General features: G+C 63.7%; 26 protein-coding genes and 1 tRNA gene. 13 read left to right on the forward strand and 14 right to left on the reverse strand.

From position 1 onward, the window contains the following. Position 1: 1 nt before the first annotated feature. The 8 genes from EKL94_RS03760 to EKL94_RS03795 all read right to left on the reverse strand — a co-directional run bounded on the left by EKL94_RS03760 (position 2) and on the right by EKL94_RS03795 (position 8465). Complete coding sequence (locus EKL94_RS03760) at positions 2-1495, reverse strand: MOP flippase family protein (protein ID WP_126928040.1); 1494 nt, start codon at positions 1493-1495, stop codon at positions 2-4. Beyond that, positions 1492-2598 carry a glycosyltransferase family 4 protein gene (locus EKL94_RS03765; RefSeq protein ID WP_126928041.1) on the reverse strand — a complete coding sequence of 369 codons (1107 nt, stop codon included), beginning with the start codon at positions 2596-2598 and terminating at the stop codon, positions 1492-1494. The genes EKL94_RS03760 and EKL94_RS03765 overlap by 4 nt, the downstream gene beginning before the upstream one ends. A 73-nt stretch (positions 2599-2671) precedes the next feature. Further along, positions 2672-4792 carry a YjbH domain-containing protein gene (locus EKL94_RS03770; RefSeq protein WP_126928042.1) on the reverse strand — a complete coding sequence of 707 codons (2121 nt, stop codon included), beginning with the start codon at positions 4790-4792 and terminating at the stop codon, positions 2672-2674. Further along, entirely contained in the window at positions 4792-5565 is a 774-nt protein-coding gene (locus EKL94_RS03775; RefSeq protein WP_126928043.1) for a capsule biosynthesis GfcC family protein, read from the reverse strand. Before EKL94_RS03775 ends, EKL94_RS03770 begins: the two co-directional genes overlap by 1 nt. Continuing rightward, positions 5562-6254: a YjbF family lipoprotein gene (locus EKL94_RS03780; protein WP_126928044.1), complete on the reverse strand. Its 693-nt coding sequence runs from the start codon at positions 6252-6254 to the stop codon at positions 5562-5564. Before EKL94_RS03780 ends, EKL94_RS03775 begins: the two co-directional genes overlap by 4 nt. A 13-nt stretch (positions 6255-6267) precedes the next feature. Beyond that, positions 6268-7374, reverse strand: a complete 1107-nt coding sequence (locus EKL94_RS03785) for a polysaccharide biosynthesis/export family protein (protein ID WP_126928045.1) — start codon at positions 7372-7374, stop codon at positions 6268-6270. Between the two features lie 88 nt (positions 7375-7462). After that, positions 7463-7765 (reverse strand): hypothetical protein, encoded by a 303-nt coding sequence (locus EKL94_RS03790; RefSeq protein WP_126928046.1) that lies wholly within the window; start codon positions 7763-7765, stop codon positions 7463-7465. 109 nt (positions 7766-7874) lie between these two features. Then, complete coding sequence (locus EKL94_RS03795) at positions 7875-8465, reverse strand: phosphatase PAP2 family protein (RefSeq protein ID WP_126928047.1); 591 nt, start codon at positions 8463-8465, stop codon at positions 7875-7877. 109 nt (positions 8466-8574) lie between these two features. On the opposite strand from EKL94_RS03795, the gene EKL94_RS03800 reads away from it, so the two are divergent. Both EKL94_RS03800 and EKL94_RS03805 read left to right on the forward strand, forming a co-directional pair. Beyond that, positions 8575-8651 (forward strand) — tRNA-Arg (locus EKL94_RS03800). 87 nt (positions 8652-8738) lie between these two features. After that, entirely contained in the window at positions 8739-9941 is a 1203-nt protein-coding gene (locus tag EKL94_RS03805; protein ID WP_126928048.1) for an acyltransferase family protein, read from the forward strand. Between the two features lie 89 nt (positions 9942-10030). On the opposite strand, the gene EKL94_RS03810 is transcribed toward EKL94_RS03805, so the two are convergent. Continuing rightward, entirely contained in the window at positions 10031-10921 is an 891-nt protein-coding gene (locus tag EKL94_RS03810; protein ID WP_126928049.1) for a dihydrodipicolinate synthase family protein, read from the reverse strand. Positions 10922-11066: 145 nt separating this feature from the next. Between EKL94_RS03810 and EKL94_RS03815 the strand changes: the two genes are divergently transcribed. Then, positions 11067-11531, forward strand: coding sequence for a GNAT family N-acetyltransferase (locus tag EKL94_RS03815; protein ID WP_126928088.1), 465 nt, complete (start codon positions 11067-11069; stop codon positions 11529-11531). Positions 11532-11538: 7 nt separating this feature from the next. Here the strand turns inward: EKL94_RS03815 and EKL94_RS03820 are convergent, their stop codons facing one another. Next, on the reverse strand, positions 11539-12096 hold the full coding sequence (locus tag EKL94_RS03820; RefSeq protein WP_126928050.1) for a GNAT family N-acetyltransferase: 558 nt from the start codon (positions 12094-12096) through the stop codon (positions 11539-11541). 146 nt (positions 12097-12242) lie between these two features. Here EKL94_RS03820 and EKL94_RS03825 point away from each other — a divergent pair, with 146 nt between their 5' ends. Continuing rightward, a complete protein-coding gene (locus EKL94_RS03825; RefSeq protein WP_126928051.1) occupies positions 12243-13136 on the forward strand; it encodes an AraC family transcriptional regulator in 894 nt (297 codons plus the stop codon). Between the two features lie 53 nt (positions 13137-13189). Here the strand turns inward: EKL94_RS03825 and EKL94_RS03830 are convergent, their stop codons facing one another. Continuing rightward, positions 13190-13549, reverse strand: coding sequence for a response regulator (locus EKL94_RS03830; RefSeq protein ID WP_010482617.1), 360 nt, complete (start codon positions 13547-13549; stop codon positions 13190-13192). Beyond that, on the reverse strand, positions 13539-14702 hold the full coding sequence (locus EKL94_RS03835) for a two-component system sensor histidine kinase NtrB (protein WP_440085889.1): 1164 nt from the start codon (positions 14700-14702) through the stop codon (positions 13539-13541). The genes EKL94_RS03830 and EKL94_RS03835 overlap by 11 nt, the downstream gene beginning before the upstream one ends. Before the next feature lie 151 nt (positions 14703-14853). Here EKL94_RS03835 and EKL94_RS03840 point away from each other — a divergent pair, with 151 nt between their 5' ends. The 5 genes from EKL94_RS03840 to EKL94_RS03860 all read left to right on the forward strand — a co-directional run bounded on the left by EKL94_RS03840 (position 14854) and on the right by EKL94_RS03860 (position 20993). Next, entirely contained in the window at positions 14854-17955 is a 3102-nt protein-coding gene (locus tag EKL94_RS03840; protein ID WP_126928053.1) for a response regulator, read from the forward strand. Continuing rightward, entirely contained in the window at positions 17952-18776 is an 825-nt protein-coding gene (locus EKL94_RS03845) for a CheR family methyltransferase (protein WP_126928054.1), read from the forward strand. The genes EKL94_RS03840 and EKL94_RS03845 overlap by 4 nt, the downstream gene beginning before the upstream one ends. Continuing rightward, the gene (locus EKL94_RS03850) at positions 18776-19351 is read left to right on the forward strand and encodes a chemotaxis protein CheB (RefSeq protein WP_126928055.1); all 576 of its coding nucleotides are present in this window, start codon (positions 18776-18778) and stop codon (positions 19349-19351) included. Before EKL94_RS03845 ends, EKL94_RS03850 begins: the two co-directional genes overlap by 1 nt. After that, the gene (locus EKL94_RS03855) at positions 19348-20481 is read left to right on the forward strand and encodes a hybrid sensor histidine kinase/response regulator (RefSeq protein WP_126928056.1); all 1134 of its coding nucleotides are present in this window, start codon (positions 19348-19350) and stop codon (positions 20479-20481) included. The genes EKL94_RS03850 and EKL94_RS03855 overlap by 4 nt, the downstream gene beginning before the upstream one ends. Positions 20482-20564: 83 nt before the next feature. Beyond that, the gene (locus EKL94_RS03860; RefSeq protein ID WP_126928057.1) at positions 20565-20993 is read left to right on the forward strand and encodes a BLUF domain-containing protein; all 429 of its coding nucleotides are present in this window, start codon (positions 20565-20567) and stop codon (positions 20991-20993) included. Positions 20994-20996: 3 nt separating this feature from the next. On the opposite strand, the gene EKL94_RS03865 is transcribed toward EKL94_RS03860, so the two are convergent. Beyond that, positions 20997-21317 carry an ArsR/SmtB family transcription factor gene (locus EKL94_RS03865; protein WP_126928058.1) on the reverse strand — a complete coding sequence of 107 codons (321 nt, stop codon included), beginning with the start codon at positions 21315-21317 and terminating at the stop codon, positions 20997-20999. A gap of 44 nt (positions 21318-21361) precedes the next feature. Between EKL94_RS03865 and EKL94_RS03870 the strand changes: the two genes are divergently transcribed. The 3 genes from EKL94_RS03870 (at position 21362) to EKL94_RS03880 (ending at position 23371) form a co-directional block, all read left to right on the forward strand. After that, positions 21362-21841, forward strand: a complete 480-nt coding sequence (locus tag EKL94_RS03870) for a YeeE/YedE family protein (RefSeq protein ID WP_440087547.1) — start codon at positions 21362-21364, stop codon at positions 21839-21841. Then, positions 21838-22251, forward strand: coding sequence for a DUF6691 family protein (locus tag EKL94_RS03875; RefSeq protein ID WP_126928060.1), 414 nt, complete (start codon positions 21838-21840; stop codon positions 22249-22251). The genes EKL94_RS03870 and EKL94_RS03875 overlap by 4 nt, the downstream gene beginning before the upstream one ends. Before the next feature lie 67 nt (positions 22252-22318). Next, a complete protein-coding gene (locus EKL94_RS03880; RefSeq protein ID WP_126928061.1) occupies positions 22319-23371 on the forward strand; it encodes a linear amide C-N hydrolase in 1053 nt (350 codons plus the stop codon). Here the strand turns inward: EKL94_RS03880 and EKL94_RS03885 are convergent. After that, complete coding sequence (locus EKL94_RS03885; protein WP_126928062.1) at positions 23368-24147, reverse strand: DUF6491 family protein; 780 nt, start codon at positions 24145-24147, stop codon at positions 23368-23370. The genes EKL94_RS03880 and EKL94_RS03885 overlap by 4 nt on opposite strands. 81 nt (positions 24148-24228) lie before the next feature. Here EKL94_RS03885 and EKL94_RS03890 point away from each other — a divergent pair, with 81 nt between their 5' ends. Then, on the forward strand, positions 24229-24927 hold the full coding sequence (locus EKL94_RS03890; RefSeq protein ID WP_126928063.1) for a helix-turn-helix domain-containing protein: 699 nt from the start codon (positions 24229-24231) through the stop codon (positions 24925-24927). Positions 24928-24964: the final 37 nt, after the last annotated feature.

Here is a 24964-nt window from a genome sequence, read left to right on the forward strand (position 1 = left end):
CTCATTCCATGTGATCTGGCGTGACTGACCTCTGGGCGTTCGGTGAACGACGCAATGGAGACAGCAGTTCCATCATTGCCCTCAGCCAGGCCTTATTGATCAAGGTGCTGCCGACCAGATACACACATGCGCCGACTGCCATGCTGGTGCCAGCAAGTATGTATACTTGGCCGATTGGCAGCGCCATTGCAGCCCAAGCCGCGGCGACCGCAAACGTGGTGCAGATCATTGGGGGCGCGAGCGCGCCGACGTATTCGAGGAAGGTTGCTCCACAGGCTGGACGTACCAAGAAGCGATAGTGGGGGTAGAAGGCGGCGCACTGCACCAAGAGCAACGAGATCGCCAAACCATGCAGATCCGCAGCAAATGCTCCCAGGTACATGAGCGCGGGAACGATTGCTAGCAATGCCAGATCCCACCAGAATGCACGGCGCACATTACCGGTTGCATTCAATAGGCTTCCCACTGGGTTCGCAGTGGAGCGGAGCAGGCCCCATATCGCGAACACGCGCATGAAGTCGACCGCTTCGTGCCACTGTGGCCCCAGAACCACGGCAACGATGAGCTCAGCCCAAAGTGCTGTAGCCGCGTAGATCGGGAAGTTGATTGAGGAGGTCAGCCTCATCGTTTGCAGATAGATCGACTTCAGGGCTGAGCGGTCTGCCTGCACTCTTGCCATTATTGGCAAGCCGACCCGGGTGACAACGGGATTCACTACGGTGTTGGCCAGGCGAAGCGTCAGGTCGCGTGGAAGTGTGTATACGCCCATGGCTGCTGATCCGGCGACCGCGCCTCCGATCAGTATGTCTACCTGCATCTGCGCGCTGATAAGCAGAGTGTCCGCAAGTCGATAGGAGCCAAAACCGAGATGCGGCTTGATCTCTTGAAGATTGAAATGAAATCCAGGACGTAGTCCCTTCGACAAGCATGCCCATGCCAGGAGGCTGCTGATCGCGCTTGTAGTAACGATGGCGGCAACCAGCGAGTAGACGCCACCATCAAGCATTGCTACCAGGATTGCGCATGCAAAACCGGCGATGGCAGACGCAACTTCGATTCCAGCAAGTGTATGGAATCGGAGATCCTTCTCAGCTAGCACGCGAAACTGCTGACCAGCAGCGCTCAGGGGCATCGCCAGGCTGATCAGGAGTATCACTGGTATCAATTCGCTTTGATCGTAAAATTTTGCCAATGGCCACGCTGCAATCATCAGCAGAAGCATCATAATCAGTGCTGCGCCAAGATTCAGCCAGTACAAAGAGGAGAGGATTCTCGCTGTCCTCTCTGGGAAGTGAATAAGGGCGTTCGACAGGCCGAGGTCGACGAAAAGCGAGATGACGCCATAGACGGCTAGCGTAATGGCCATCACGCCGAAATCGGCTGGCGTCAGCAATCTGGCAAGGATCATCGTCTGCGCAAACTGCAGGAGCGCTCTCAGTAGCAGCGATGCAGAGGTCCATCTGCCTGCGGAAAATGCTTGGGCGCGCAGATTCATTTGTGCTGCAAGGCAGATTTAATTTTTTCTGCCAGCTTCCTGCGGAAGGTCTCCGGATGGAACTCTAGGGCATGCCTTGAGATTTTCTCGTGGTCCCATTCCATTGATGTCTGCTCAAACTCAACGACTGCCGCTCGGATTGATTTGGCGGTCTGTTCTGCGAAGAATGTGCCTGTCTCGCCCTCGATGACGCTATCCAGAATTCCCCCTTTCCCAAACGCAATCACCGGCGTTCCAAACGCTTGCGCTTCCACCGGCGCAATACCAAAGTCTTCTTCAGCCGCAAACACGAAGGCGCGGGCCTCCGCAAGGTGCTTCTCAAGCACCTCCTGAGGTTGATACCCGAGTACGCTGACATTCGGCTTTGCTAACTGCCTCATCTGCTCCAGCATTGGGCCGCTGCCAATAACAATCAGCTTCCGATCAGGCATGCGATTGAATGCCTCGATGATCAGATCGATTCGCTTGTACGGCACCAGTCGTGAGGCGGTGACGTAGTAATCCTTGCGGGCAACCGCTGGCAATGCTTCGGGAATGTCGACCGGGGGCGGAATCACAACCGACTCTCGTCCGTAGACCTTGCGAATACGCCGAGCAATGAAGGTCGAGTTGGCGATGAAATGGTCCACACCATTGGCGGTCCGAACGTCCCACATGCGAATATAGGAGAGAATGATCCGTGCGATGGCACTCTTCAGGCCACGGTCCAGCCCGGATTCGCGCAGATACTGCGGTTGAAGATCCCAGGCATAGCGAATCGGGGAGTGGCAGTAGCACACATGGACTTGATCTGGGCCAGTGAGCACGCCTTTGGCTACGGCGTAGCTGCTTGATAGAACAAGGTCGAAGCCGCTGAGATCAAACTGCTCGATGGCCAGCGGCATGAGCGGAAGGTAATTTCGATAGCTTTTGTGTGCACGCGGCAGTTTCTGGATGAAACTGGTGTGAACCTTGTGGCTACCAAGGAAAGAGCGATCTTCCTCAGGAAGGAAATCCACCAGGGTGAATATCTCTGCCTGGGGATACAGCAGTAGCATCTGCTTCAGTACCTTCTCGGCACCTGCATTGACTGTAAGCCAGTCGTGGATGATTGCTACACGCATGCTGTTCTTCCTTGCAGACTTCGATGCTGCCTGTTCGATTGGGTGGAATCGAGATGGCTCGATTTCCATGGGCTTACTTTGCGATGTTTTCGAGATTGTCGAAGAAGAAGTCCGGGTCCCGCTCCGACGTCAACTGGTAGAGCGAGTAGCTTCGACTCAATCGCGCGCCACCATCTCGATATAGTGGATTCCAGGCGAACGTCGCACGGGCGCGAGTCGAACGAGGCAGCAGGAAGTCGAAGGGAATCGAAATGAAGATGCCCTTATCGAAACTGCCTTCGCCAAAGTCCATGGATGAAACATCGGTCTTGGTGGCGTATGCGCCCATGTTGACGCCATTGTCGAAGGCGCGCGCGACCGAGACCGTGGCGCCCCAGTCCTTTGCCAGATAGCGACCGGCGCTGATCATGCTGGTGATCTTGTGCTCATCGCCCCACTGATAGTAGAAGCTGGCGTGGCCGGTGGTGGTGCTGTAGTCGCGGAAGCTGAATCGCTGGTCGAAATCGCGTTGCTTCACCCAGTTCAGCTCGGCACCTAAGGCCCAGCGCTCGTTGAGGGGGCGGTAGAGGATTTCACCACCCACACCGCCATACATGGCCTCGAACAAACCGGCATATGCCGAGCCATACAGGTCCTTGCCCAGCTGATGATTGCTGGTGAACTGCAGGTTGGTCAGGGTCAGGTCTTCCGTGGTCAGGTAACGACGGATGTTGGTGCGGACCCGGGGCAGATTGCTTGGCGCGTCGTAGCGGAAGCGATCGTAGTTGTTGTACGCGTTGTAGCTGACCGTTCCACTCAGCCAGCTATTCCGCGTGAAGTGGAAATTGGCCGAGTAGGTGCCTGCGACCTGGAACAGGAAGAAGCCATCAGGACCGCCGAGCTGCTGCTGGTATCCAATGTTGAACGCGCCGTCGTAGCGCCGAAGTGGCGCCGCATAAAGGCTCTCACGGCGCTGCTGCGCAGGCGCTGCCTGCTCGATGTGGCCGGCCAGTTCGCTCAGCGGGGTACGATTGTCGAGGTAGCTGTTGAAGGTGCTGCGCTCAATGCTGCTTTCCACGACGGGTACACCCAGACGGGTATTCTCGATCGTGAACCAGGTGGTATCGGATGGCAGTTCGGAATCCAGGATCCGCGCCGCACGGCCAACGCCCTGCGCCGGGTAGTAGAACCGACGCTGTTCGCCGCTGACGATGACTTCCGATCCGCGTCGGCTGATGCCCGTGACACGAAGGCCGGCGTTCTCTTCCAGGGTTCGGCTCAAGGCGGGCCAGTCGATATCATCCATTGACTGCGCAGAGGGTGCTGCGGATGCTCGCGCAACCGGAGGCGGATCCAGCAGCTTGGGCGTGGATTTCGCTCGTGCCACATTGCCGCGCAGGGTAATGCCGAACATGGCTGTGTCGCCGCGTTCCCAGCCAAGATGCAGTTGCACGTTGGGATTCACGGCATAGCTTGCGCCCAGGTTGATCGGGCTCTTCTGTGTTTGATTGTTGTTCTGTGGTTCGCGCTTGTAGTCGTTGCCGTCGTACTCAAGCTTCAGCTGCAGGGGTTCCCACGGTGTCTGGTACGCGATGCCGCCGAAGATGCCGACGGGACCGCGGAACATGCCCTTGCTGTTGAAGTTGCCGGTGCCCTGCGCGCGCGGGCGCTCTTCAAAGCGATCGCTGATCACCCGAAGCGGATTCGAGAAATCACCTCGATTGCCAATGTAGCCGGTGGCAAGGCCGAGGCTTGCATCGATGGGCCCGAATCGCTTGCTTGCAACCAGATACTCACTGGAGAACAGGCCAGTACCGCCGATATCGCGGAAGCCTGCGGACAGCTCGGGCGCCCATCGGCTTTCCTGCCACAGCCGGACCTTCAGGTCGATCGACTTGTCCTTGTAGTTCTGCTTGCCGCTCAACCATTCCGGGCCATAGCGGCGGTTCGCTACCGAAACATAGCGGAATGCGCCTTCGACCCAGGGCAGCGGCTGCATCACCACGTTGTAGCGACTGTAGGGCGAGGTATGGCTTGCAGTGAAGCTCACCTCGCCGTCGTCGGCCATGCGCGCGGTGGGGGTCTGCAGCAGGCCAACGCCGCCCCAATCGCTTGCGGTGGGAGCAGGGGCAGTTTGTGCGTGCAATACAGCACTGACGCTCAGGCTGAGAAGGGCAACACTGGCGCGTGCCAGTGGGATGGAGCGATGGCGCATCAGTATGAAACTCCGGGTGCATCCAGCACCTGGGTGGCAAGGAAGCGCACGGCATCCTCGTTGACATCGGGGGCAATCGTGCGGATCTTGGCGGCGTCCAGCGGCACGTAGATCACCGCGCCAGGAGCAAGGTGCATGGGCGTGCTGCGGTTCCACAGGGCCACGCCGAGTTGCTGCACTTTGCCGTCGGGCTGGATGACGTAGAGATCATCCCGGCTCGCCGCTGGCAAGATGGGGCAGGCGCTTCGATAGTGTCGAGCGTCAAGCGAGAACTGATGCTCGAGCTTGCACGGCTGTACTACCGCGCCAACAACCTGCACGGTTTCGGGTCGGCCCGGATAGACGACGCGGTCGCCGGCCAGCGCGGGCCGATTCTCCGATGCACTGGCTTCCAGGCGACGCGGATCAAGGAGCTGCGCCTCGCGCCCGGTCACTGGCAGGTCAACGAGCTCGCGCGCCAGCTGCGCGGCCGCGTCGGCAAGCTCCGGGGCATCCTGCTGGGAGGCGAGCGTTTCAAGATCGAAGAGCAGGCCCGCTTTGAGGCGGGTCTGTGGCGTCAGTGCACGTTGCCGAAGAAGGGCGGCGCCCAGCATATAGGCTTCTTCTTCCGGCGCTGCAGCGAGTGCGGCTGCGCTGAGGCGGGCCTCGGCGGGAAGCGTGTGCATGCCGGGATTACGAACATGGCCGACCGCTTCGACGTCAATCGGCGAGGAGGCGTGCGCATGGGAGGCCAGCGCCAATGCCAGCCCAAGGATGATCGGTCGCAGTGTCATCGGTTCTGCAGGTCCTGCGAGTAGGGCTTGAGCTGGACAACTTCAAGGCTGGTGTCGGGTGCGATGGCCTGGATGCTCTTCCAGATGAACCCATTGGCAGGATCGACCCAATAATGGTTGTCGCGCTTCCATCCGTCGCCCTGAAGCCGCTCCCGCACGTGCAGCAGCTCGCGCTTGCTCTCCAGGATGTGGACCTTCTCTTTGCCCAAGATGGCCAGGGTGCCGGTGACCTTCATGCCATACCGGTAATCAGGCATGACGTCGTAGCGGCGCTGCACGGTCGTGCCGTCTGCTATCCGGTGCAGCGCATGGAAGGGGGAATCTCCTTCGAGCGTCATGTCCTGAAGTTCCGGACTGCTGCCGTGGGTTCCGACGACGACACCATCATTGAGGAAGACGATGCTTCGCTCGGAGCTGTACCAAGCCTGGCGCCCGGAGTCGATGTTGCCAAGCACCAGGACGGCGCCACCCGCTGGACCGGTGACCTTGATCTGGGGGAATCGATTGGCGGCCACCTCGGCGGCCGTGGGTTCCACGTCAGGCTTGCCCTGCAGTGCCATCTGGACCGACTTGACGCTGGTCTTGCCCACGACGCCGCAACTGGTTGCCGTGATGAGGACAAGCAACGCAAGTGCTACGTGGCGCTGGCGGTTTGCACGTCGGGTGGCAGCCTGAGCGATCCTGCTCACGGTAGAGACCACGTTACTTGTCCAGATCGTTACGCGCGCTGGCGGCGTTGCTGATGATGGCGGTGAAGGGCAGCAGCTGGTTCACGAACCGGCTCCAGCGGGTTACGCCAGCGGCACCGACAAACACGACATCACCGGGCTGCAGGTCGAACTGGCTGGCCACGGCAAATGCAGCGGGTGACTTCGCTTCCAGGTGGAATACCTGCGACGGCGTGGTCTGAAGGTCGTTCGAGCCTCGGATCACGTAGACTGCGTTGCCGTTGGAGGTGGTCTGCAATAGGCCGCGGGCCCGGCCAAGGGCCTGGCTCAGGGAAATCTCGCCGGTCTTGAAGTTCAGTGCGCCGGGTTGATTGACTTCACCTACCACGAACACTTCCTTGTGATCCAGGTAAGGCACGTAAATATGATCGCCAGCAGCCAGGAACACATTGGTGTCGCCGCCGCCGTTGCGGCCCAGGCGATCCAGGTCGATGGTATAGGTGGTGCTGTTCCGGGTGAGGCGTACGCCGGAGAGGTCCGCCTGCATCGGGTCCAGGCCGGCCTGGCTGATGGCATCGCCCAGTGTCAAGGGCACGACAGTGAGTGCAACGGTGGCGGGCTGGCGCGAAGCGCCGGTAACCCACACGCGTTGGCTTGCATACGTCAGCAGTGAGACATCCACCTGCGGCGCCTCGATGTAGCGGGCGAGCTTGGACGTCAGCTCTTCACGCAGCTCTGCAGGTGTCTTGCCCGAGGCGGTGATCTTGCCGATATAGGGATAGAACAGCGTTCCATCCGATTGGACGGGGCGGCCAGCAGCATTCAATTGCTGTTGGGGGCCAGCGGGTACCGTCAGTTCGGGATGATCCCAAACCGTGATGTAGAGGATGTCGCCGGCGCCGATGCGATAGGGGCCCGGCTGATATTGGGTCAAGGCAGCCGGTAGCGCCGCCACATCGCGGGTGGCGCGCTCCATCGCGATCAGCTTGGGTGTGATCGGAATCAGTTCGATCTGGTCGTTGCCGATGGGCTGATCATCGCGAGCGAAGGTGCTCGAGCGAAGATGTTGGCCCGGCGCCCACATGCAGCCGGTCAGGGTGAGTGCCACCGTCATTGTGGCTACGAAACGCTTGCAGTCCATCGAAATCTGTTCCTGGCCCGGACGGGCATGAAAAAACCCTCGCCGAGCTGACGCCCGGCGAGGGCGAGGTGCTACATCGGCGTGTCGATCAGCGGGTGGTGCCGGTCGTGCCGGTGGTGCCCGTGGTGCCGGTCGGCGGGTTGGTGGTGCCGGTACCGCCGTTGTTGCCCGCGTCGTCCTTGCTGCTGTCTGCAGCAACACTGTACAGCACGCCTGCGGCGGCAATACCCATGCCCACGGTCGCGACGGTGGTCAAGGTGCCAGTGGCAGCAGCGCCAGCAGCCTCCGTACCGGCAACTTCAGCGCTGGTTTCGGCGGCAGCCGGAGCTTCCTGGGCGAACACCGGCGAGGACAGGCCCAGCAGGGCAAGAGCTGCAATCATCTTCTTCATCTACGGGGTCTCCTACTCCGTGAGGGAAATTTTTCCACCGCTATGTTGGCTGCTATTCATTTGCCCTGTCAAGGAACGTGAAGGAATTGTGTAGTCGCGTTGGCGGTTCTCAGAAGTGCTGGAAGATCTCAGCCCTGCCGGAGATGAGCTTTGCCAGCATTATGACGAGTTGGTGCGTGTGGACGTCCGGCAAGGCGAGGGGCAGGACCATTCCCGCGAGTACGGCAGCGACAACGGCCATCGCAGAGGCACGACCGACTGGTGATGCGGCGTGCAGTGCCCATGTGCTGCAGCTCAGCCCAAGTGCCAGCCCGGCAATTACTTCCGAAAGGCTATGCGCATGCAGCGGGATTCGTGACCAGGCAATAGCGGTGGCCAGCAGCACGCCGGTTGCCAGGCCGATCGCCCGTGCGTGCTTGCCGGATCCGGCGAGCAGCGCACCCACGACCGGATAGACGACACTGGACATCGCGGCATGCCCGGAGAAACCGGTGAAGTGCACGCTCTTGATGCCAATTCCCCAGCCCATGAAGGCCAGCTTTGAGGCAAGCGTGACGCCGGCGGTGACGGCGATGGCCAGCAGCCATCGCCATTTCAGGCGTACATCTGCGCGGGGCAGGGTGATCAGCAGCACCAGGGCCATCGGCAGCAGCCAGCGGCTGTCGCCGAGGGCGGAGAGGGTTCGCCAAGCGTCGGACATCCAGTTCACAACGGGTCGCGGCGGGTCAGCATATCGACTCCGAGGGCCCTTCAGAACGCCCGGCGCTTGGTCCATTCAGCCAGACGAGGTATCCTTCCTCGCTGCCAATGGCCCCGTAGCTCAGCTGGATAGAGCGTCCCCCTCCTAAGGGGAAGGTCGCCCGTTCGAATCGGGCCGGGGTCACCATTCAGGGTGGGTGCCTGGGTGAGCTCGTCCTCCAGGTGTTGGAGCGGGTCCCGCCTGTACTTTTTCTGCTTGCTTCCAGGTTGCTTGGTGTTGATCGATCTTTATTCGCCCTTCGTGCCGGCTGGAATCGCCCTGCTCGCCATGGTGTGTGCTTTGCCATTGGGGAAGTTCGTGCCGCTACCGGACTCCAAGGGGCGTGCTACTTCGATCGATGGTCTCAGGGGGCTGCTTGCCCTGAGTGTGTTCGTCCACCACTCATCAATCTGGTATGTCTATGCAAGAAGCGGGGAGTGGAAGTCTCCAGCCTCCGCCTTGTACGCGCAACTTGGCGAGGCCGCAGTTGCTCTATTCTTCATGATTTCCGCTTTTCTCTTCTATCGGCAAATTGCAGGTGGCGTCACTGATTGGACGAGGCTCTACGTCGGCAGAGTCCTACGCATGTTTCCGCTCTACGCGATCTGCGTTGTTGTTGTGCTGCTTCTGGTCTTGATCGAGAGCGACTTCCACCTTGTCGATCCATTGGTCCAGTTCGGAGTCGGGGTGATCCAGTGGTTCTCATTCACTGTGCTCGGGGCGCCGGATATCAATGGTGTTGTTGGGACCCGCTACATCATGGCCGGAGTCGTTTGGACGCTTCCCTATGAATGGGTTTGGTATGCAGTATTGCCGCTGTTGGCATATTTCTTGCGTCAGCGTGTGCAGCACGGATTATTGCTGCTGTCTGCACTCGGTCTAGCGTATGCGGCTGTCCGCTTGAGCCTGGTACTGATGTTGCCCTTTGTCGGTGGTGTTGCCGCCTACTACGCAACAACCCGAATGGCCATTGCGAGCTTTCTTCGTGGAAGATGGGGCTCGATTCTGGCGATTTCGTGCATGATCCTGTCGGTCATCTGCTTCGATTCAGCTAGGCATCCAGCTGCGGTCGCCTTGTGGTCGGTTTTTTTTGCGGCGATTGCGTGTGGTAACAGCTTGTTCGGGTTGCTGACCCTTCGGGTTTCAGCAGTTTTGGGTGAGCTCTCCTATGGCATCTATCTCCTGCACGGGTTTGTACTGTTTCTTGCCTACAAGGGCTTGGGTGCGGTTGCCTTTGCAGATCTCTCGCCCGCCTCGCACTGGGCTCTGACGACCGCTCTGTTGCTGCCGCTGCTCATCGCCTGCCTTGTCAGCTACCGGTGCATTGAACTTCCTTCGATGCGTTCGCGCAGGAGTGTCCTCGAAAAATTGCAAGTCGTGAGCGAAATCCTTGTCGCCAGATGGCGCGATCTGTGTCGGTCTGAGCGGGTGGGCTGAAGATATGCGCGGGCTGGCAGTACCGATTGCATCAGCACTCGAATCCGTCAGGAACATTTGCCGTCAGCGATAAGATCTGGGGCGTTGTTCTACAGCAACTCCAGCCCACCCAGTACCGCCGCCACCTCCTCGCGCTGACCACCACGCAGCCCCTGCAACGGCAGTGGCAGGCAGTCCTCGCCGCACAGCCCCAGCAGCGCCCCCGCGCAGGCCATGACGCGAATCCCGCCAAACCGGTCATACAACGACCACAGCGGCGCCAGTCGTGTGGAGAGGGCAATTGCACACTCCTCATCGCCGTTTCCCACGGCCCGCACGATCTGCAGCGCAACCTCGGGGAACAACCCTGCGGTCACCGAATACCAGCCATCGCACCCCGCCAGCAGTCCACGCACAGCCGAGGCGTCACCACTGACGCCCAGCGTCACGTGCGCGGGAACGCATGCACGGAGTGCAGCAACGCGGCCGGCCGCCTCGGCCGGATCATCTGCGAGGCGCGGAATCTTGATCGAAGCGATGTTGGGCAGCGCGGCGATCCGGCCATGCAGTGCATCGGTAAAGCGGAAATGCGTGGTGCCCGGATTGTCGTAGACGCAGATCGGCGTGCGCACCGCTGCGCATACGGTTTCGAACAGCGCTTGCACCTCATGATCCTTCAGGGGCTGGTAGGACACGGGGGCGAGCAGCAGGCCTGCAGCACCCGCATCCTCGGCATCCAGCGCCAGTTCCAGCACATCGCGGGTACGCAGTGCACCGATGCCGGCGATCACCGGTACGCCCCCGGCATGCGCGAGTGCTTCGCGCAGCACCCGCTTGCGCTCGGGCCTTTCAAGATAGGCGTAGCTGCCCGTGGAGCCCAGGACGCCCATCGAATCAACGCCGGAACCCGCCAGGCGCTCGACCAGTCCGGCGAACGCGCGCAGCTCGATCTGATGCTCGGTGAGGGGGGTGAGCGGGAACGCGCTGAGGCCTTTGAACATGGGATTTACCGATATGGTCGACGGAAAGAGCGGCCGGGCTGGGCGAGCATGGCTGGACGCGGGGAATTGTTTATTGTCCTATGACAAAACTCAAGTGCCGTCCTGCAGCGTGTCTGCCCAGTGCAAATGACGCACCATGAACGTCATGAGCCCGCACCTTCACCCCGTCCAGCCTTCGAACTACGCCGCCGTCGCCAGCTGGCCTGAATCTGCCGAAGCCACCCAGCGCTGGGCGGGCCCGGGTGTGCCGTTTCCACTACCGCCGGAGCGGTTCGCGCAGGTGCTTGAGCTCGCGTTGCGCCCGGGCTGGGCGCTGCTGGACGAGCAGGGTGCCTGCGTTGGATTCGGCCAGTTCTGGACGACCGACGCCGGCACCGCACACCTGGGCCGCATCATTGTTTCCCCGTCTGCTCGCGGGCGCGGGCTGGGGCGATTGTTGATGCAGTCCTTGAGTACACAGGCGCTGCGCGAAGACGGTATCCAACGCCTCACCCTGCGCGTCTACCGTGACAACACGGCCGCCGCGACCCTGTACCGCGATCTCGGTTTCCAGCAGGTCGAAGCGTCCTCGACGCCAGAACTTCTGTTCATGCAGCGCACGTCGGGCTGAATCCTGCTCAAGCCGGTGTGGCGGCCTGCAGGGCAAACCATTGCTCGCGGGTGATGCGGCTGATGTGCTCGGTGCGGTAGTCGCCGAGGAAGCTGTTGAACTTGTTCACTTCGGTATGGTGATGCTGGAAACCGCATTTGCTCTGCGCTGTGAGCGATTGCACGTTGTCAGCGAAGTAGCCGCACCACAGCGCTTCCAGTTCCAGCTGCATGAATGCATGACGCATCACTTCGCGCACCGCTTCGGGGACCAGCCCGCGGCCCCAGTACGGTACGCCGATCCAGTAGGCGATCTCGCCTTCGCGGTCGCTGATCTCGAAGTTGCTGTCAGCGCCGATCAGAATGCCGACACAGCCGATGGCGCGGCCATCCTCGCGGTTCTGCAGTGCGTAGACCTCCGGCTGGTTGAAGACGGTGCGGATGATTTCGGTACTTTCCTCGACGCTGGTGTGCACCGGCCAACCGGCGATCGGACCCACCCGCGGGTCGCGGGCGTACTCGTACAGATCGGCGGCGTCGGTGTCTCGCCAGGGGCGAAGGATCAAGCGTTCGGTGTGCAGTTGCATGTCGATTCCACGGGGACAAAGAGAGTGCACAGGCTAGGTCGCCAGGCGCGGCGGGCCCAGAGCGGGACCTTGATGGTTTCGGTACTTTTAACAACTGATGGCCGAGCCCGGGTATGCTGGGGCCCGGAATACAGCCGGATCGGCCCATGGACCGCGTACCGCAGCTTCTGGACCAGGACGAATCCATGCGGCTGGAAGTCAGCACGCTGGCCGAAGGGCAGGGCGTCCCGTTGTCGTTCGGCCACGCCTATCTGGCGGTGCTGGTATGCGTATCGGGGCGCGCGCGCTTTGCACTGAACTTCCGCGAGGTAGCGGTGCAGCGTCATGATGTGCTGGTGCTGGCAGAGGACACGCTGGCGCTGCTGCGGCAGCGCTCACGCGGCTTCCTGGCGGTGGTCTGCCTGATGCCCAAGGCACTGGCATCGGAGGTGGCCTATGTGCTGCCCAATGCACTGTTCAAGTTCCTGCACGACCAGCCCCACTGCGTGCCGTCGCCGCTGGAAGTGCCGCTTCTGCAGGGCTGGCTGCAGCAGTTGATGGATGCGCAGCACAATGGCGGCCGCTATCGGCACGTGATGCTGCGCAACCTGCTGCAGACGTTCTTCCTGAAGTTCGCAACGCTGCTGCCGGCGCGCAGCGTGGCCGTGACGCAGGTCAGCCGGCGCGAGCGCCTGGCCTGGAACTTCTGGGAACTGGTCGGTGAGCGCAGCACGCGCCAGCGCGACGTGCAGTCCTATGCCGACGCGCTGTGCATCACCCCGTTCTATCTTTCGCAGCTGACCCGCGAGTGCTTCGACGAAACGCCCAAAGCGTTGATCGATCGCCAGGTCGTGCTGGAGATCAAGGCGCTGCTGAGTTACAGCGAGTTGTCGATCGGACGCATCGCCGAGCGACTGTGTTTCGAGGATGCGTCCTACCTGTGCCGCTATTTCCGGCGGCATGCCGGGCAATCGCTGACCGGCTACCGGCGGGCGGAGCAGGGTGGTACTGATGCGATACGAACAAGGGCGCCGGTACTTCGGCACGCAGATCCTCGGTGACGCCGCCGGGCGCGCGTAGTCGTCGCAATTCCCGGTGCGCCTCCCTGTTCCGCTTACGCCTGCTTCAACAACTGCACCAGCTGGCGCAGCCGATAGGGCTTGGGCAGGAACTCCACCTGTTCCGGCAGGGGCGGAAGCTGCGAACGCGCATAACCGGACGACAGGATCATCCGCGCCTGCGGCTGTTCGCGCGCCACATGCTCGCTCAGCTCGATGCCGGACATGCCGTTGGGCATGCTGACGTCACTGAACACCACATCGAATCGCGCTTCGCCCTTCAGCAGCGCGGCGGCCTCATGCGCATCGGCGGTCGTGGCCACGTCGATGCCGAGGTCGCGCAGGGCCAGGCCGATCATTTCACGCAGATCGGTCTGGTCTTCCACCATCAATACGCGGATCGGGTCATCGGTCATCGGCAGGGTCCTCCATTGCGGGGAGCAGCAGGCTGACCGTGGTGCCGACACCGGGCGTGGTGGACACGTCGACGAAGCCGCCGCTCTGGGTAGTGAATCCGAACACCTGGCTCAGGCCCAGGCCGCTGCCCTTGCCGATGTCCTTGGTGGTGAAGAACGGCTCGGTCGCCCGTTCGGCGATGTCGGCCGCCATCCCGTGACCCTCATCGCAGACGCTGAGGGTGACATAGCCACGTTGCAGCGTGGAGTCCGCATCCGGGTCGAGGCGATGCTCCAGCGCAGTGCCGATCAGGATGCGGCCACCTTCAAGGGTAGCATCCGCGGCATTGGCGACCAGATTGGCAAGCGCCGTCTGCAACTGCAGCGCATCGGTGTTGACCGCAGGCAGGCCGGGCGCCAGCTGGGCATCCAGCACCACCGTGGGCGGGCAGGCGCGTTGCAGGTCCGGCAGCCACTGCCGTATCAGCGCATTGATATCCAGTGGTTCGCGGATCAGGGTCTGGCCGGTGCTGAAGGCCAGCAGCTGGCGGGTCAGCAGCGCACCACGATCGGTCGCGGTCTGCGCCGCATCCAGCAGCTCGGCGGCGCGCGCATCGTCACCGTTCACGCGCAGGGACAGCAGGTCCAGCGCGTTGCCGATGGTGGTCAGCAGGTTGTTGAACTCGTGCGACAGCCCGCGGCTGAGACGGCCGACGGTCTCGAACTGTTGGGTATTGCGCAGTGCACGCTGGGCATCGCGCAGCAGTCGCTGTGCCTGCCACTGCTCGGTGATGTCGCGGGTGATCTTGACGAAGCCGAGCAGCTCGCCCGCTTCGACGACCGGCTCGATGACCACGCTGGCACGAAAAGAGGAGCCATCGCGGCGCACCCGCCAGCCTTCACTGGCAACGTGGCCCTGCTGCGCTGCGAGGCGGAGCAGGCGCTGCGGTTCCCCGGCTTCGCGATCGGCAGCCAGATAGAAACGGCCAAAGTGCGTGCCGACCACTTCATCGGCTGAATAGCCCTTGATGCGCTCCGCGCCCGGGTTCCAGCTGCAGACGATGCCATCAGGATCAAGCAGGTACAGCGCATGGTCGCGCACACTGTCGATCAGCAGTCGCAGTTGGCGGGAAGGGTCCGTCAGCACGGACGTCGTAGAAGCAGCTGCGTCCACGTGGAAATGAGCATTACCCCTGGGAGGGACGTGAAGCTAGGCAGTGCAGTGTGAAGGGTGCGTGCAGACGCGGCACGTGCCAATGGTCCTGTGCCGCTGAATACGACACGGAGTACCATCACCCACCCTCTGTCTTCTGGAACCGACCTGCATGCGTCCTGGTGCGACTACGCGTGACCGCTGGATCTGGATGACCTCCGCCGTACTGCTGGCAGCGACCATCGCGTTGGAACTGGTGGTTCCGCTGGGCTATGCCGTTTGGCTGGCGTACTTCCTCGCAGTTGGCGTCACGCTGTTCCAGCGCAGTGCGCGCGCACCGTTCATCGTGGCCGTCGTCGCCTGTGTCCTGTTGATCATTGGCTACAACGTCGCCCCGGCCAGCTCCAACTCGGCGTTCTCGTTCGTCAACCGCAGCATTGGCGGGTGTGCGTTCCTGATGATCGCGCTGATCGTCTCCCGTGCCATCCAGGCGCGGCGCGAAGCGATGCGGGCGCTGTGGCTGCAGGAAGCCGAGAACGCTGTGGCGATGAGCCTGCGCGGTGACCTGGGTCCGGAGCAGATCGCCGAGGCGGCGGCCACCAGCCTTGGGGCCCAGCTGCAGGCCGACGTCGCCGCCGTCTACCGCCTGGAAGGCGGGCGACTGCAGCTGACCGGCGGCCTGGCATTGCCGTCCGGCATGCCGGCGTCGCTGGCATTGCAGGAAGGCGTGGCCGGGCAGGTGGCGCGGGACGAACGCATCCGCCACCTGCATGGGGGTGACGATGCGGTGCTTGAGTTGCAGACCAGCCTGGGGCGGTTGCCGGTGCGCGAGCGCATCCTGGCGCCGATCAGCAGCGATGGTGCGGTGGTGGGCGTCATTGAACTGGGACGCACCCGCGTCGGCGAGCAGGATCGACTCGACATCGAGCTGCTGGAGCGCTGTGCCGAGACCATCGGCATGGCGCTGCGCGCATCGCTGCTACGCGCACAGTTGGTGGTACTGCTGGAGGAATCCCAGCGCCAGGGAGAGGAGCTGCAGGCCCAGCAGGAAGAGCTGCGCGTGGCCAATGAGGAACTGGAAGAGCAGAGCCGCAGCCTGCTGCAGTCGCAGAGCCATCTGGAAGAACAGCAGGCCGAGCTGGAACAGAGCAACGTCCAGCTGGAAGAGCGCACCCACGAGCTGGAGGCGCAGAAGCAGGCGCTGCTGGTCGCGCAGAGCCAGCTGGTGCGCAACAGCAACGAACTGGCCGCCACCTCGCGCTACAAGTCCGAGTTCCTGGCCAACATGTCGCATGAACTGCGCACGCCGCTGAACAGCTCGCTGATCCTGGCCAAGCTGCTGGCCGACAACAAGGACGGCACGCTCACCGAAGAACAGGTGAAGTATGCGCGCGCGATCCTGTCATCCAACAACGATCTGCTGGCGCTGATCAATGACATCCTGGACCTGTCGCGCATCGAGGCCGGCCACGTCGAGCTGGCCGATGAAGTGGTGGTGACGGACAGCGTGCTGCAGCGCCTGCGCGAGACCTTCGAGCCGATGGCGCGGCAGAAGGGCCTGGCCCTGCAGATCGAGGCCGATGCGCTCGCCCCCAGCCAGCTGGTGGTGGACAGCCAGCGGCTGCAGCAGATCCTGAAGAACCTGCTGGCCAATGCGGTGAAGTTCACCGAGCATGGAAAGGTCAGCCTGCACGTGCGTGCCGGTGGCCAGGGGCGCGTCCGGTTCGAGGTCTGCGACAGCGGTATCGGCATTGCCCGCGAGCAGCTGCAGGTCATTTTCGAGGCATTCCGCCAGGCCGATGGCAGCACCCGCCGCCGCTACGGTGGCACCGGACTGGGGCTGTCGATCTCGCGCGATCTGGCCGAGCGCATGGGCGGCAGCATCCAGGTTGACAGTGAACCGGGTCGCGGTAGCTGCTTCATCCTGGAACTGCCGTTGCAGGGCGCGCCTGCGTCGAATGCCGCTGACATCTCCACGGCGCCGGTGTCGTCGCCGATGGCGGCCGCTGCGCCGACGATGCCGGCGCCTGCAACGACTGCGGTGGCGCCGACCACCGCGGTGCCCAGCGTGGCCGATGACCGCGGTCGTCGCCAACGCGCTGGCCGCTTGATCCTGGCCGTCGAGGACGACGCCACCTTCGCCGAAGCGCTGGTGACCCTGGCCCATGAACTGGACTTCGACTGCGTGGTGGCCGGGACCGCCGAAGAGGCGCTGACCCTGGCCAGCGAACTGCGCCCGAACGGCATCCTGCTCGATATCGGCCTGCCGGACGTGTCCGGCCTGAGCGTGCTGGAGCGCCTGAAGCGCAACCCCGATACCCGGCATATCCCGGTGCACGTGGTCTCGGCGATGGACCGCAGCCAGGTGGCGCGTGAGCTGGGCGCGATTGGCTTCGCAATCAAGCCGACCACGCGCGAACGGCTGGTGACGGCCATTGAGCAGCTGGAACAGACCAGCCAGCGCGACGTGCGGCGCCTGCTGATCGTCGAGGACGACAGCGAACTGCGCCACAACCTGGAATTGCTGCTGGGCCGTGATCAGCTGCAGATCGTCGCCGTGGGGACCCTGGCCGGTGCGCTGGAGCAGCTCAGCACGGTCACCTTCGACTGCATGGTGATGGACCTGTCGCTGCCCGACGGCAGCGGCTACGACCTGCTCGAGCACATGGCCGGCAACGATGATGTCGGCTTCCCGCCGGTGATCGTCTATACCGGGCGCGCGCTTGGCCGCGAGGAAGAGCAGCGCCTGCGCCGCTATTCGAAGAGCATCATCATCAAGGGCGCGCGTTCGCCCGAACGCCTGCTGGATGAAGTGACCCTGTTCCTGCACAGCGTCGAGGCCAGCCTGCCGACCGACCAGCAGCGCCTGCTGCGCGAGGCGCGCCGTCGCGACACCGTGCTCGATGGCCGTACCGTGCTGCTGGCCGAGGACGATGTGCGCAACATCTTCGCGCTGTCCAGCGTGCTCGAGCCGCTGGGTGTGACGCTGGAGATCGCGCGCAACGGCCAGGAAGCGGTGGATCGCCTGGCAGAGCGCGAAGTCGACCTGGTGCTGATGGACATCATGATGCCGGAGAAGGACGGCCTGGCCGCGATGCGCGAGATCCGTGCGCAGCGCCACCTGCAGGACCTGCCGATCATCGCGCTGACTGCCAAGGCCATGCCCGATGACCGTGAGCGGTGCCTGCAGGCCGGTGCCAACGACTATATCGCCAAGCCCATCGACGTGGACAAGCTGGTCTCGCTGTGCCGGGTCTGGTGCTCGCGGCAATGAACGAACAGGCGCTGTTCGACCTGGAACTGAAGGTCCTGCTGGAGGCGCTGTACCAGCGCTACCACTACGATTTCCGCAGCTATGCGGTGTCGTCGCTGCGCCGGCGCATGCGCCAGGCGATGCAGCGCTATGAGTGCGAACGGCTGGTCGACCTGCAGTACCGGCTGCTGCACGAGCCGGACCTGTTCGCCCAGGCCATGCAGTTCTTCACCGTGCAGGTCTCGGAGATGTTCCGTGACCCGGCGTACTTCCGAGAGCTGCGCGAGCAGGTGGTGCCGGTGCTGCGCACCTATCCCTCGGTGAAGCTGTGGGTGGCCGGTTGCAGTACGGGCGAGGAAGTGTGGTCGCTGGCGATCCTGCTGCACGAAGAAGGTCTGCTTGATCGCAGCATCGTCTATGCCACCGACATCAATCCGGCCGCGCTGGCCACCGCCGAGGCCGGCGCCTATGGCATCGACCGGATGGCCCAGTTCAGCCGCAACTACCTGGCCGCCGGTGGCACGGCGTCGCTGTCCGACTATTACGCCACCGCCTACGATGGTGCGGTGTTCGACCGCCAGCTGCGCCGCAACGTGGTGTTCGCCGACCACAGCCTGGCCACCGATACCGTGTTCTCCGAAGTGCACCTGGTGTCGTGCCGCAACGTGCTGATCTATTTCAACCGCGACCTGCAGGACCGCGCCGTCGGCCTGTTCCGCGAAGCGCTGGTGCACCGTGGCTTTCTCGGCCTCGGCAGCAAGGAGTCGCTGCAGTTCGGGTGCCACCATGACGCCTTCGAGGTTTGTTCGCGCGAGCACCGCCTGTACCGGAAGGTGGCCTGATGGCGCTGCCGGCGCGTCCTGCCGTGCTGGTGATCGGCGCGTCCGCCGGTGGCGTGGCGGCCCTGCAGGCAGTGCTCGGTGCACTGCCGGCGAAGCTGCCGGTCCCGGTACTGGCCGTGCTGCACCTGCCGCGTGACCGCACCAGCCGCATCGCCGAGGTGCTGGCACCGTACTGCGCGTTGCCGGTGCGCGAAGCCGAAGACAAGCAACCGTTGCAGCCGGGCACGGTGACGTTCGCGCCGCCGGATTACCACCTGCTGGTGGAGGACGAGGGGGCGGTGGCGTTGTCGGTGGATGCACCGGTGCTGTTTTCCCGTCCGGCCATCGATCCACTGTTCGACTCCGCTGCTGCGGTGTTCGGCGGGCAGGTATTGGCCCTGCTGCTGACCGGTGCCAGCAGTGATGGCAGCGAAGGCGTTGCCGCCGTGCGTCGTGCCGGTGGCCATGCCTGGCTGCAATGTCCCGAGGAGGCCGAGGCGTCGATGATGCCGGCTTCCGCCCTGCAGCACGCCGGCGCCGATGCCGTGCTGCCCCTTGAACTGATGTGTCGCCGCCTGAAGGAGTTGTTTGCATGAACCTGCTGCCACCGGACCCTGCGCAGTCGCAGACCCCGGTCAACCTGCTGATCGTCGATGACGTGCCGCAGAACCTGGTAGCCATGCAGGCCCTGCTGCAGCGCGAAGGGGTCAAACTGCTGCTGGCCGGCTCGGGCGCGCAGGCGCTGGAGTTGCTGCTTGAGCACGAGGTGGCATTGGCCCTGCTTGACGTGCACATGCCGGAGATCGATGGCTTCACCCTGGCCGAACTGATGCGCGGTTCGCATCGCAGCCGCGACGTTCCGATCATCTTCCTGACCGCCTCTCCGGATGATCCGCTGCGCGTGTTCAAGGGCTACGAGAGCGGTGCGGTCGATTTCCTGCACAAGCCGGTGGCGCCGCAGGTGATCCTGAGCAAGGTCAATGTCTTCATCGAGTTGTACCAGCAGCGGCAGCTGTTGAAGGCGCGCAACGAGGCGCTGGAACGCGCGCTCAAGCTCAACGAAACAATGGCAGCGGTGCTGACCCACGACCTGCGCACGCCGCTGTCGGCGATCCTGCTCTGCAGTGACAAGCTGGCGCTGGAGATCCCGCAGGACAATGCGGGTGCACAGCAGACCCTGCAATACCTGGAGGCCAGCACCCTGCGCATGGCACGCATGGTCGAACAGCTGCTGGACTTCTCTCGGATCCGCAGCGGCGGCCTGCGCCTGCAGGCCAGTGCCTGCGACCTGGCCGACGTGACCCGCGCGGTGGTGGCCGAGGCAGGCAGCGCGCATGGGGCGGAGCGGATCCATCTGGACATGCACGGTGATACGCGGCTGCAGGGCGATCTGGACCGTCTCGGCCAGGTCGCTGCCAACCTGGTCGGCAACGCGTTGACCCATGGCAGCGAGGCGAGGGTGGAGGTGGATGGGCGCGACCCGCGCAGCGTGCTGTTGCGGGTGAGCAACGCCGGCCGGATCGACGACGCGCTGCTGCCGCGGCTGTTCGAACCGTTCAAGGCCAGCTTCCACCACAGCAAGGGCCTGGGGCTGGGCCTGTACATCGTCGATCAGTTCGTGCGCGCACACGGGGGGCGCATCGCCGCACGCAATGAGGCCGGGCAGGTAGTGTTCGAAGCCCTGTTGCCGAGACGCGCAGAGGGGCTGCCTGCAGCGGCAACCTGAATTCTTCAGGAAACGCCCACGGGCACTGAGACGGACTCGTCCGCAACTGCTACCGTGGGTGTACATCTTGTCAAGGAAGCACCATGCCACTGCGTGCCATCGCCTACGTCAGCCAGGCGCTGCCCGATCTTTCCGCTGAACGGTTGCAGACGCTGGTCGACGATGCAGCCCGCTTCAACAAGGTGGCGGGCGTGACCGGTGTGCTGCTGCACGACGGCGGGCGGTTCCTGCAGTACATCGAGGGGCCGCCGGACGGTATCGATTCGGTGTACGAGCGCATCCTGCAGGCCGGCAGCCATGTCGACATCATCGAACTGGCGCGCGGCCGCCTGGGCCAGCGCCAGTTTCCGTACTGGTCGATGCGCGCGCTGCCGGTGGAAGAGGCGCTGTTGCGCCAGCTGTCATCCAGCGACTGGTCGGGTTTTACCCGTGCCCTCCAGGGCGATCGCTCCGCGCCGACGCCGGTGGATCTGCTCGACAACGTCGTCCAGCCAGCCCTGCACGCCGGTTGAGCGTCAACGCGCGGTGCCGCCGCAGTAGGCGGCATGCAGCGCCTGCAGCACGCCCAGTGCGGGCCCTTCAATCACGCGGTAGTGGATGGCCTGCGCTTCGCGCCGCGTCGCGACGATGTCCAGTTCGCGCAGCACCGCCAGATGCTGTGACAGCGCGGATGCGCTGAGTCCGGTCAGTGCCTGCAGTTCCGGCACCGGCGCCTCACCTTCGACCAGGCGGCACAGCACGCGCAGCCGCGCAGGATGGGCAAGGCTTTTAAGCAACGTCGCAGCCTGGGCAGCGTGCTCGGCCATGGCGGCGCTGTCGAGCGGGGTGCGGGCCATGGTTGACCTTTTGGTTTAGATGAAGCTAATTTAGAAAAAACTAAATCAAAAGGCAAGCGAATGAATGGAATGAGCGGAGGCAGGTCATGACCCTGCCGTGGGCCGCAGTGGCGGGAGGCGCATTGATCGGTGCGGCAGCGGTGCTGTTGCTGGCCACAACGGGCCGCGTGGCCGGCATCAGTGGCATCGCCGCTGGCAGCGTGCGTGCAGTGCCAGGTGAGCGAGGTTGGCGCTGGGCCTTCCTGCTCGGCCTGCTGGCTGCTGCAGGGCTGGTGCTGTGGTGGCAGGCGGCGCCAGGGCAAGCGCCCCGCACCCTGCTGCGTGACGCCTTGCCGGCGTGGCAGCTGATCGGTGCCGGCCTGCTGGTCGGCTTCGGTACTCGGTTGGGCAACGGCTGCACCAGCGGTCACGGAGTCTGCGGCCTGGCCCGCGGCTCAAAGCGGTCGCTGCTGGCGGTGCTGGTGTTCATGGCCTGCGCCATGCTGACCACATTCCTGATCCGTCACGGCGGAGGCTTCGCATGAGCCGCACGATGGCTGCCGCCGGTGCGGCAGGCGCGCTTTTCGGCGCAGGCCTGGCGTTGGCCGGCATGACCGATCCGCGCCGCATCCTCGGTTTCCTCGATATCGCCGGCGATTTCGATCCCACCTTGGCCTGGGTGCTGGCCTCTGCACTGCTGGTCAGCGCGGTTGGCCAGCGCTGGGTGCTGCGGCGCGCGCGTCCTTCCTGCGCAACGCACTTCCAATTGCCTGCTGCGCGCGGTGTTGATCTGCGTCTGGTGCTGGGCGCGGCGTTGTTCGGCATCGGCTGGGGCTGGGCAGGCTATTGCCCCGGCCCTGCCATCGCCGGGCTGGCGGTGGGATCGCGCGAGGCGCTGTGGTTCGTGCCGGCGATGCTTGCAGGTTTCTGGCTGCATGATCGCGTGGTTCGCTGAGGCTTCACCACTGTGTCACCCTGCATGGGGTCATATCCATGGATCACGGGGAAAGGAGCGTAACGACATGGCACGGATGAAGTGGAAGGAAAGGGCACTGCTTGCGGTCGCACTGGCCGCAGCAGCAGCCCCGGCGCTGGCCTGCACGCGTGCGGTGTACCTGGGCGACAACGGCGATGTGATCACCGCGCGCTCGATGGACTGGAAGGTCGATGTAGCGACCAATCTCTACGTGCTGCCGCGCGGTATCGCACGTAGCGGCCAGGCCGGCCCGAAGTCGCTGGCGTGGACCGCGCGCTACGGTTCGGTGGTGGCCACCGGCTACGACGTATCGACCACCGATGGCATGAACGAAAAGGGCCTGGTGGCCAACCTGCTGTGGCTGGTCGAATCGGAGTATCCGCAGCAGCGTGGCAACAAGCCGGGCCTGGCCATTTCGCTGTGGGCGCAGTATGTGCTGGACAACTTCGCTACCGTGGAAGAGGCGGTCACCGCGTTGACGCGCGAACCGTACTCGATCGTCACCGACAAGGTGCCTGGCGAAGATCGGCAGGCGACGCTGCACCTGTCGCTGTCCGATGCCAGCGGCGACAGTGCCATCGTCGAGTACATCGGCGGTCGCCAGGTGATCCACCATGACCGGCGCTATCAGGTGATGACCAACTCACCGATCTTCGAGCAGCAGCTGGCCCTCAACAGCTACTGGCAGCAGATCGGCGGCACGGTGATGCTGCCGGGCACCAACCGCTCCGCCGACCGATTCGCGCGCGCCTCGTTCTACATCAACGCCATTCCCAAGGCCGAGGATCCGGTAGAGGCCTTGGCCAGTGTGTTCAGCGTGATCCGCAACGCGTCGGTGCCGTATGGCATCACCACCCCGGGTGAGCCGAACATCTCATCCACGCGCTGGCGCACCGTGGCCGACCACAAGCGGCGGCTGTACTTCTTCGAATCGGCATTGACCCCGAACACCTTCTGGGTCGATCTGAACAAGGTCGATTTCGGCGGGAAGGTGCTCAAGCTCGACCTTGGAAAGGATCAGCGCAACACCTTTGCCGGCGATGCACTGGGCCAGTTCGTGCCCAGCGCACCGTTCACCTTCCTCGGCGTCGACGGTTAGTTCGACGCCTGGCTGGAGGCCGGGTAGACCGCCTGGATCGTGCAGCTGCCGCGGGTGTACTGCGGCAGCGGGGCGATGCTTTCACTGCGCAGATCGTCTGTCTCGAACTCGGCGGTCATGATCCGATCGCCAGGATTGCCGCAGATCAGGCCATTCTGCAGGCCCGAGTGGAAGCTCAGCTGCGGCGCGCGGTCGAGCTGGCGGCAGTGGCTGCCGAGTTCGACCCGGTAGTAGCGATGGCCACCATTACGGTGCGGATTGGTCTCCACCAGCATGCCCTGCGGGTCGGATGACCAGGCACGCACGTTGCGCGTGGCAAAGTAGTAGGACGGTGAGCCGCCGAAGCTGCGGCGTACCTCCTTGCGTTCGCGGATGGTCACGGCGGGCAGGGTGGCCGTGCGCAGGCGGTCGCTGTCGCGGGCGACGCTGGCATAGTCGCGATCCTGCAGCGGGGTGACCGCGCTGACGGTGCATCGGCGGCCGTCGACCACGACGCGTTCACTGGGGCGGCCGCACGCCCAACCGGCGGGGGCTTCCAGTTTCAGCGAAGTGGCACCGCGGACGCCGGGACAATCTTCGTTGAAGTCGATCCGATAGGCCTGGCCGGAGGCGGCGCGCAGTGCGATCGAGCGCGGTGATGCCTGCTCCACTTCCTGTACGCCGACCGCGTCCATGCAGTGTGGAGCCGGTGGCGTACGCTCCTGTGCGGAGGCCGAAGCTGCGAGCACCAGGCAGAGGCTGGTGGCGAGCACCAGGGACACCTGCTGATGGGTCATGTCCTGCACTCCCTGCGTTGGATGACGGATCGACTATAGCAACGGTTTGCACGGCCGTTGTTACACGCGCACACTGCCCGGATGGGCGCCATCTTCCATCTGCGGCACTACGGACAGGCCACTGGCCTGGACCGCCATGACTACGCGCAGTGGGTGCTGCCGCTGCAGGGTGAGCTGCAGTTCGAGATGGAAGGGCGCGGCGGTCGGCTGGACCTGTTGCAGGGGGCTTTCGTTGCCGCTGGCGAAGCGCATGACCAGATGGCTGATGGTCCCAATGGTTTCGTGATCGTTGACTGTCCTCCGGGCGTGCTCGATGACGGCACGCAGGAGCATCTGTGCCGCCAACGCTGGCTTTACCTGCCATTGGCGCTGCGCCAGCGTCTTGCCAGTGTGCAGGCAGGGCAGCCGATGCCGGCACTGTTGCCGCAGTTGCTGCAGGTATTTGCACCTGCTGGCAGTGGCGCGCGCATGCAGGGCCTGTGTGCGGCGGTCCAGGCCGACCCCGGGCAGGCGTGGCCGGTGGCGCGCATGGCTGCGTTCGTCGGGGTCAGCGAGAGCCGGTTGCACGCGCTGTTCCAGCAGGAGTTCGGGCTCAGCCCGCAGGCCTGGCTCAGTGCGTGCCGCCTGCGCTGGGCCAAGCATCAGCTGCGTGCCAGCACCGCGCCGATCAGCGAAATCGCACTGTGTGCAGGCTACTCCGAGCAGAGCGCATTGACCCGCGCGCTGCGTCGTGAGTGTGGCCAGACCCCGGCCGCGTGGCGCAGGGGCGCCGGACTGTAGCGTCGAGCCATGCTCGACCCTACAAACGCGACGGGGC

This window comes from Stenotrophomonas maltophilia, assembly GCF_003970865.1.
Taxonomy (GTDB): Bacteria; Pseudomonadota; Gammaproteobacteria; order Xanthomonadales; family Xanthomonadaceae; genus Stenotrophomonas; species Stenotrophomonas maltophilia_AR.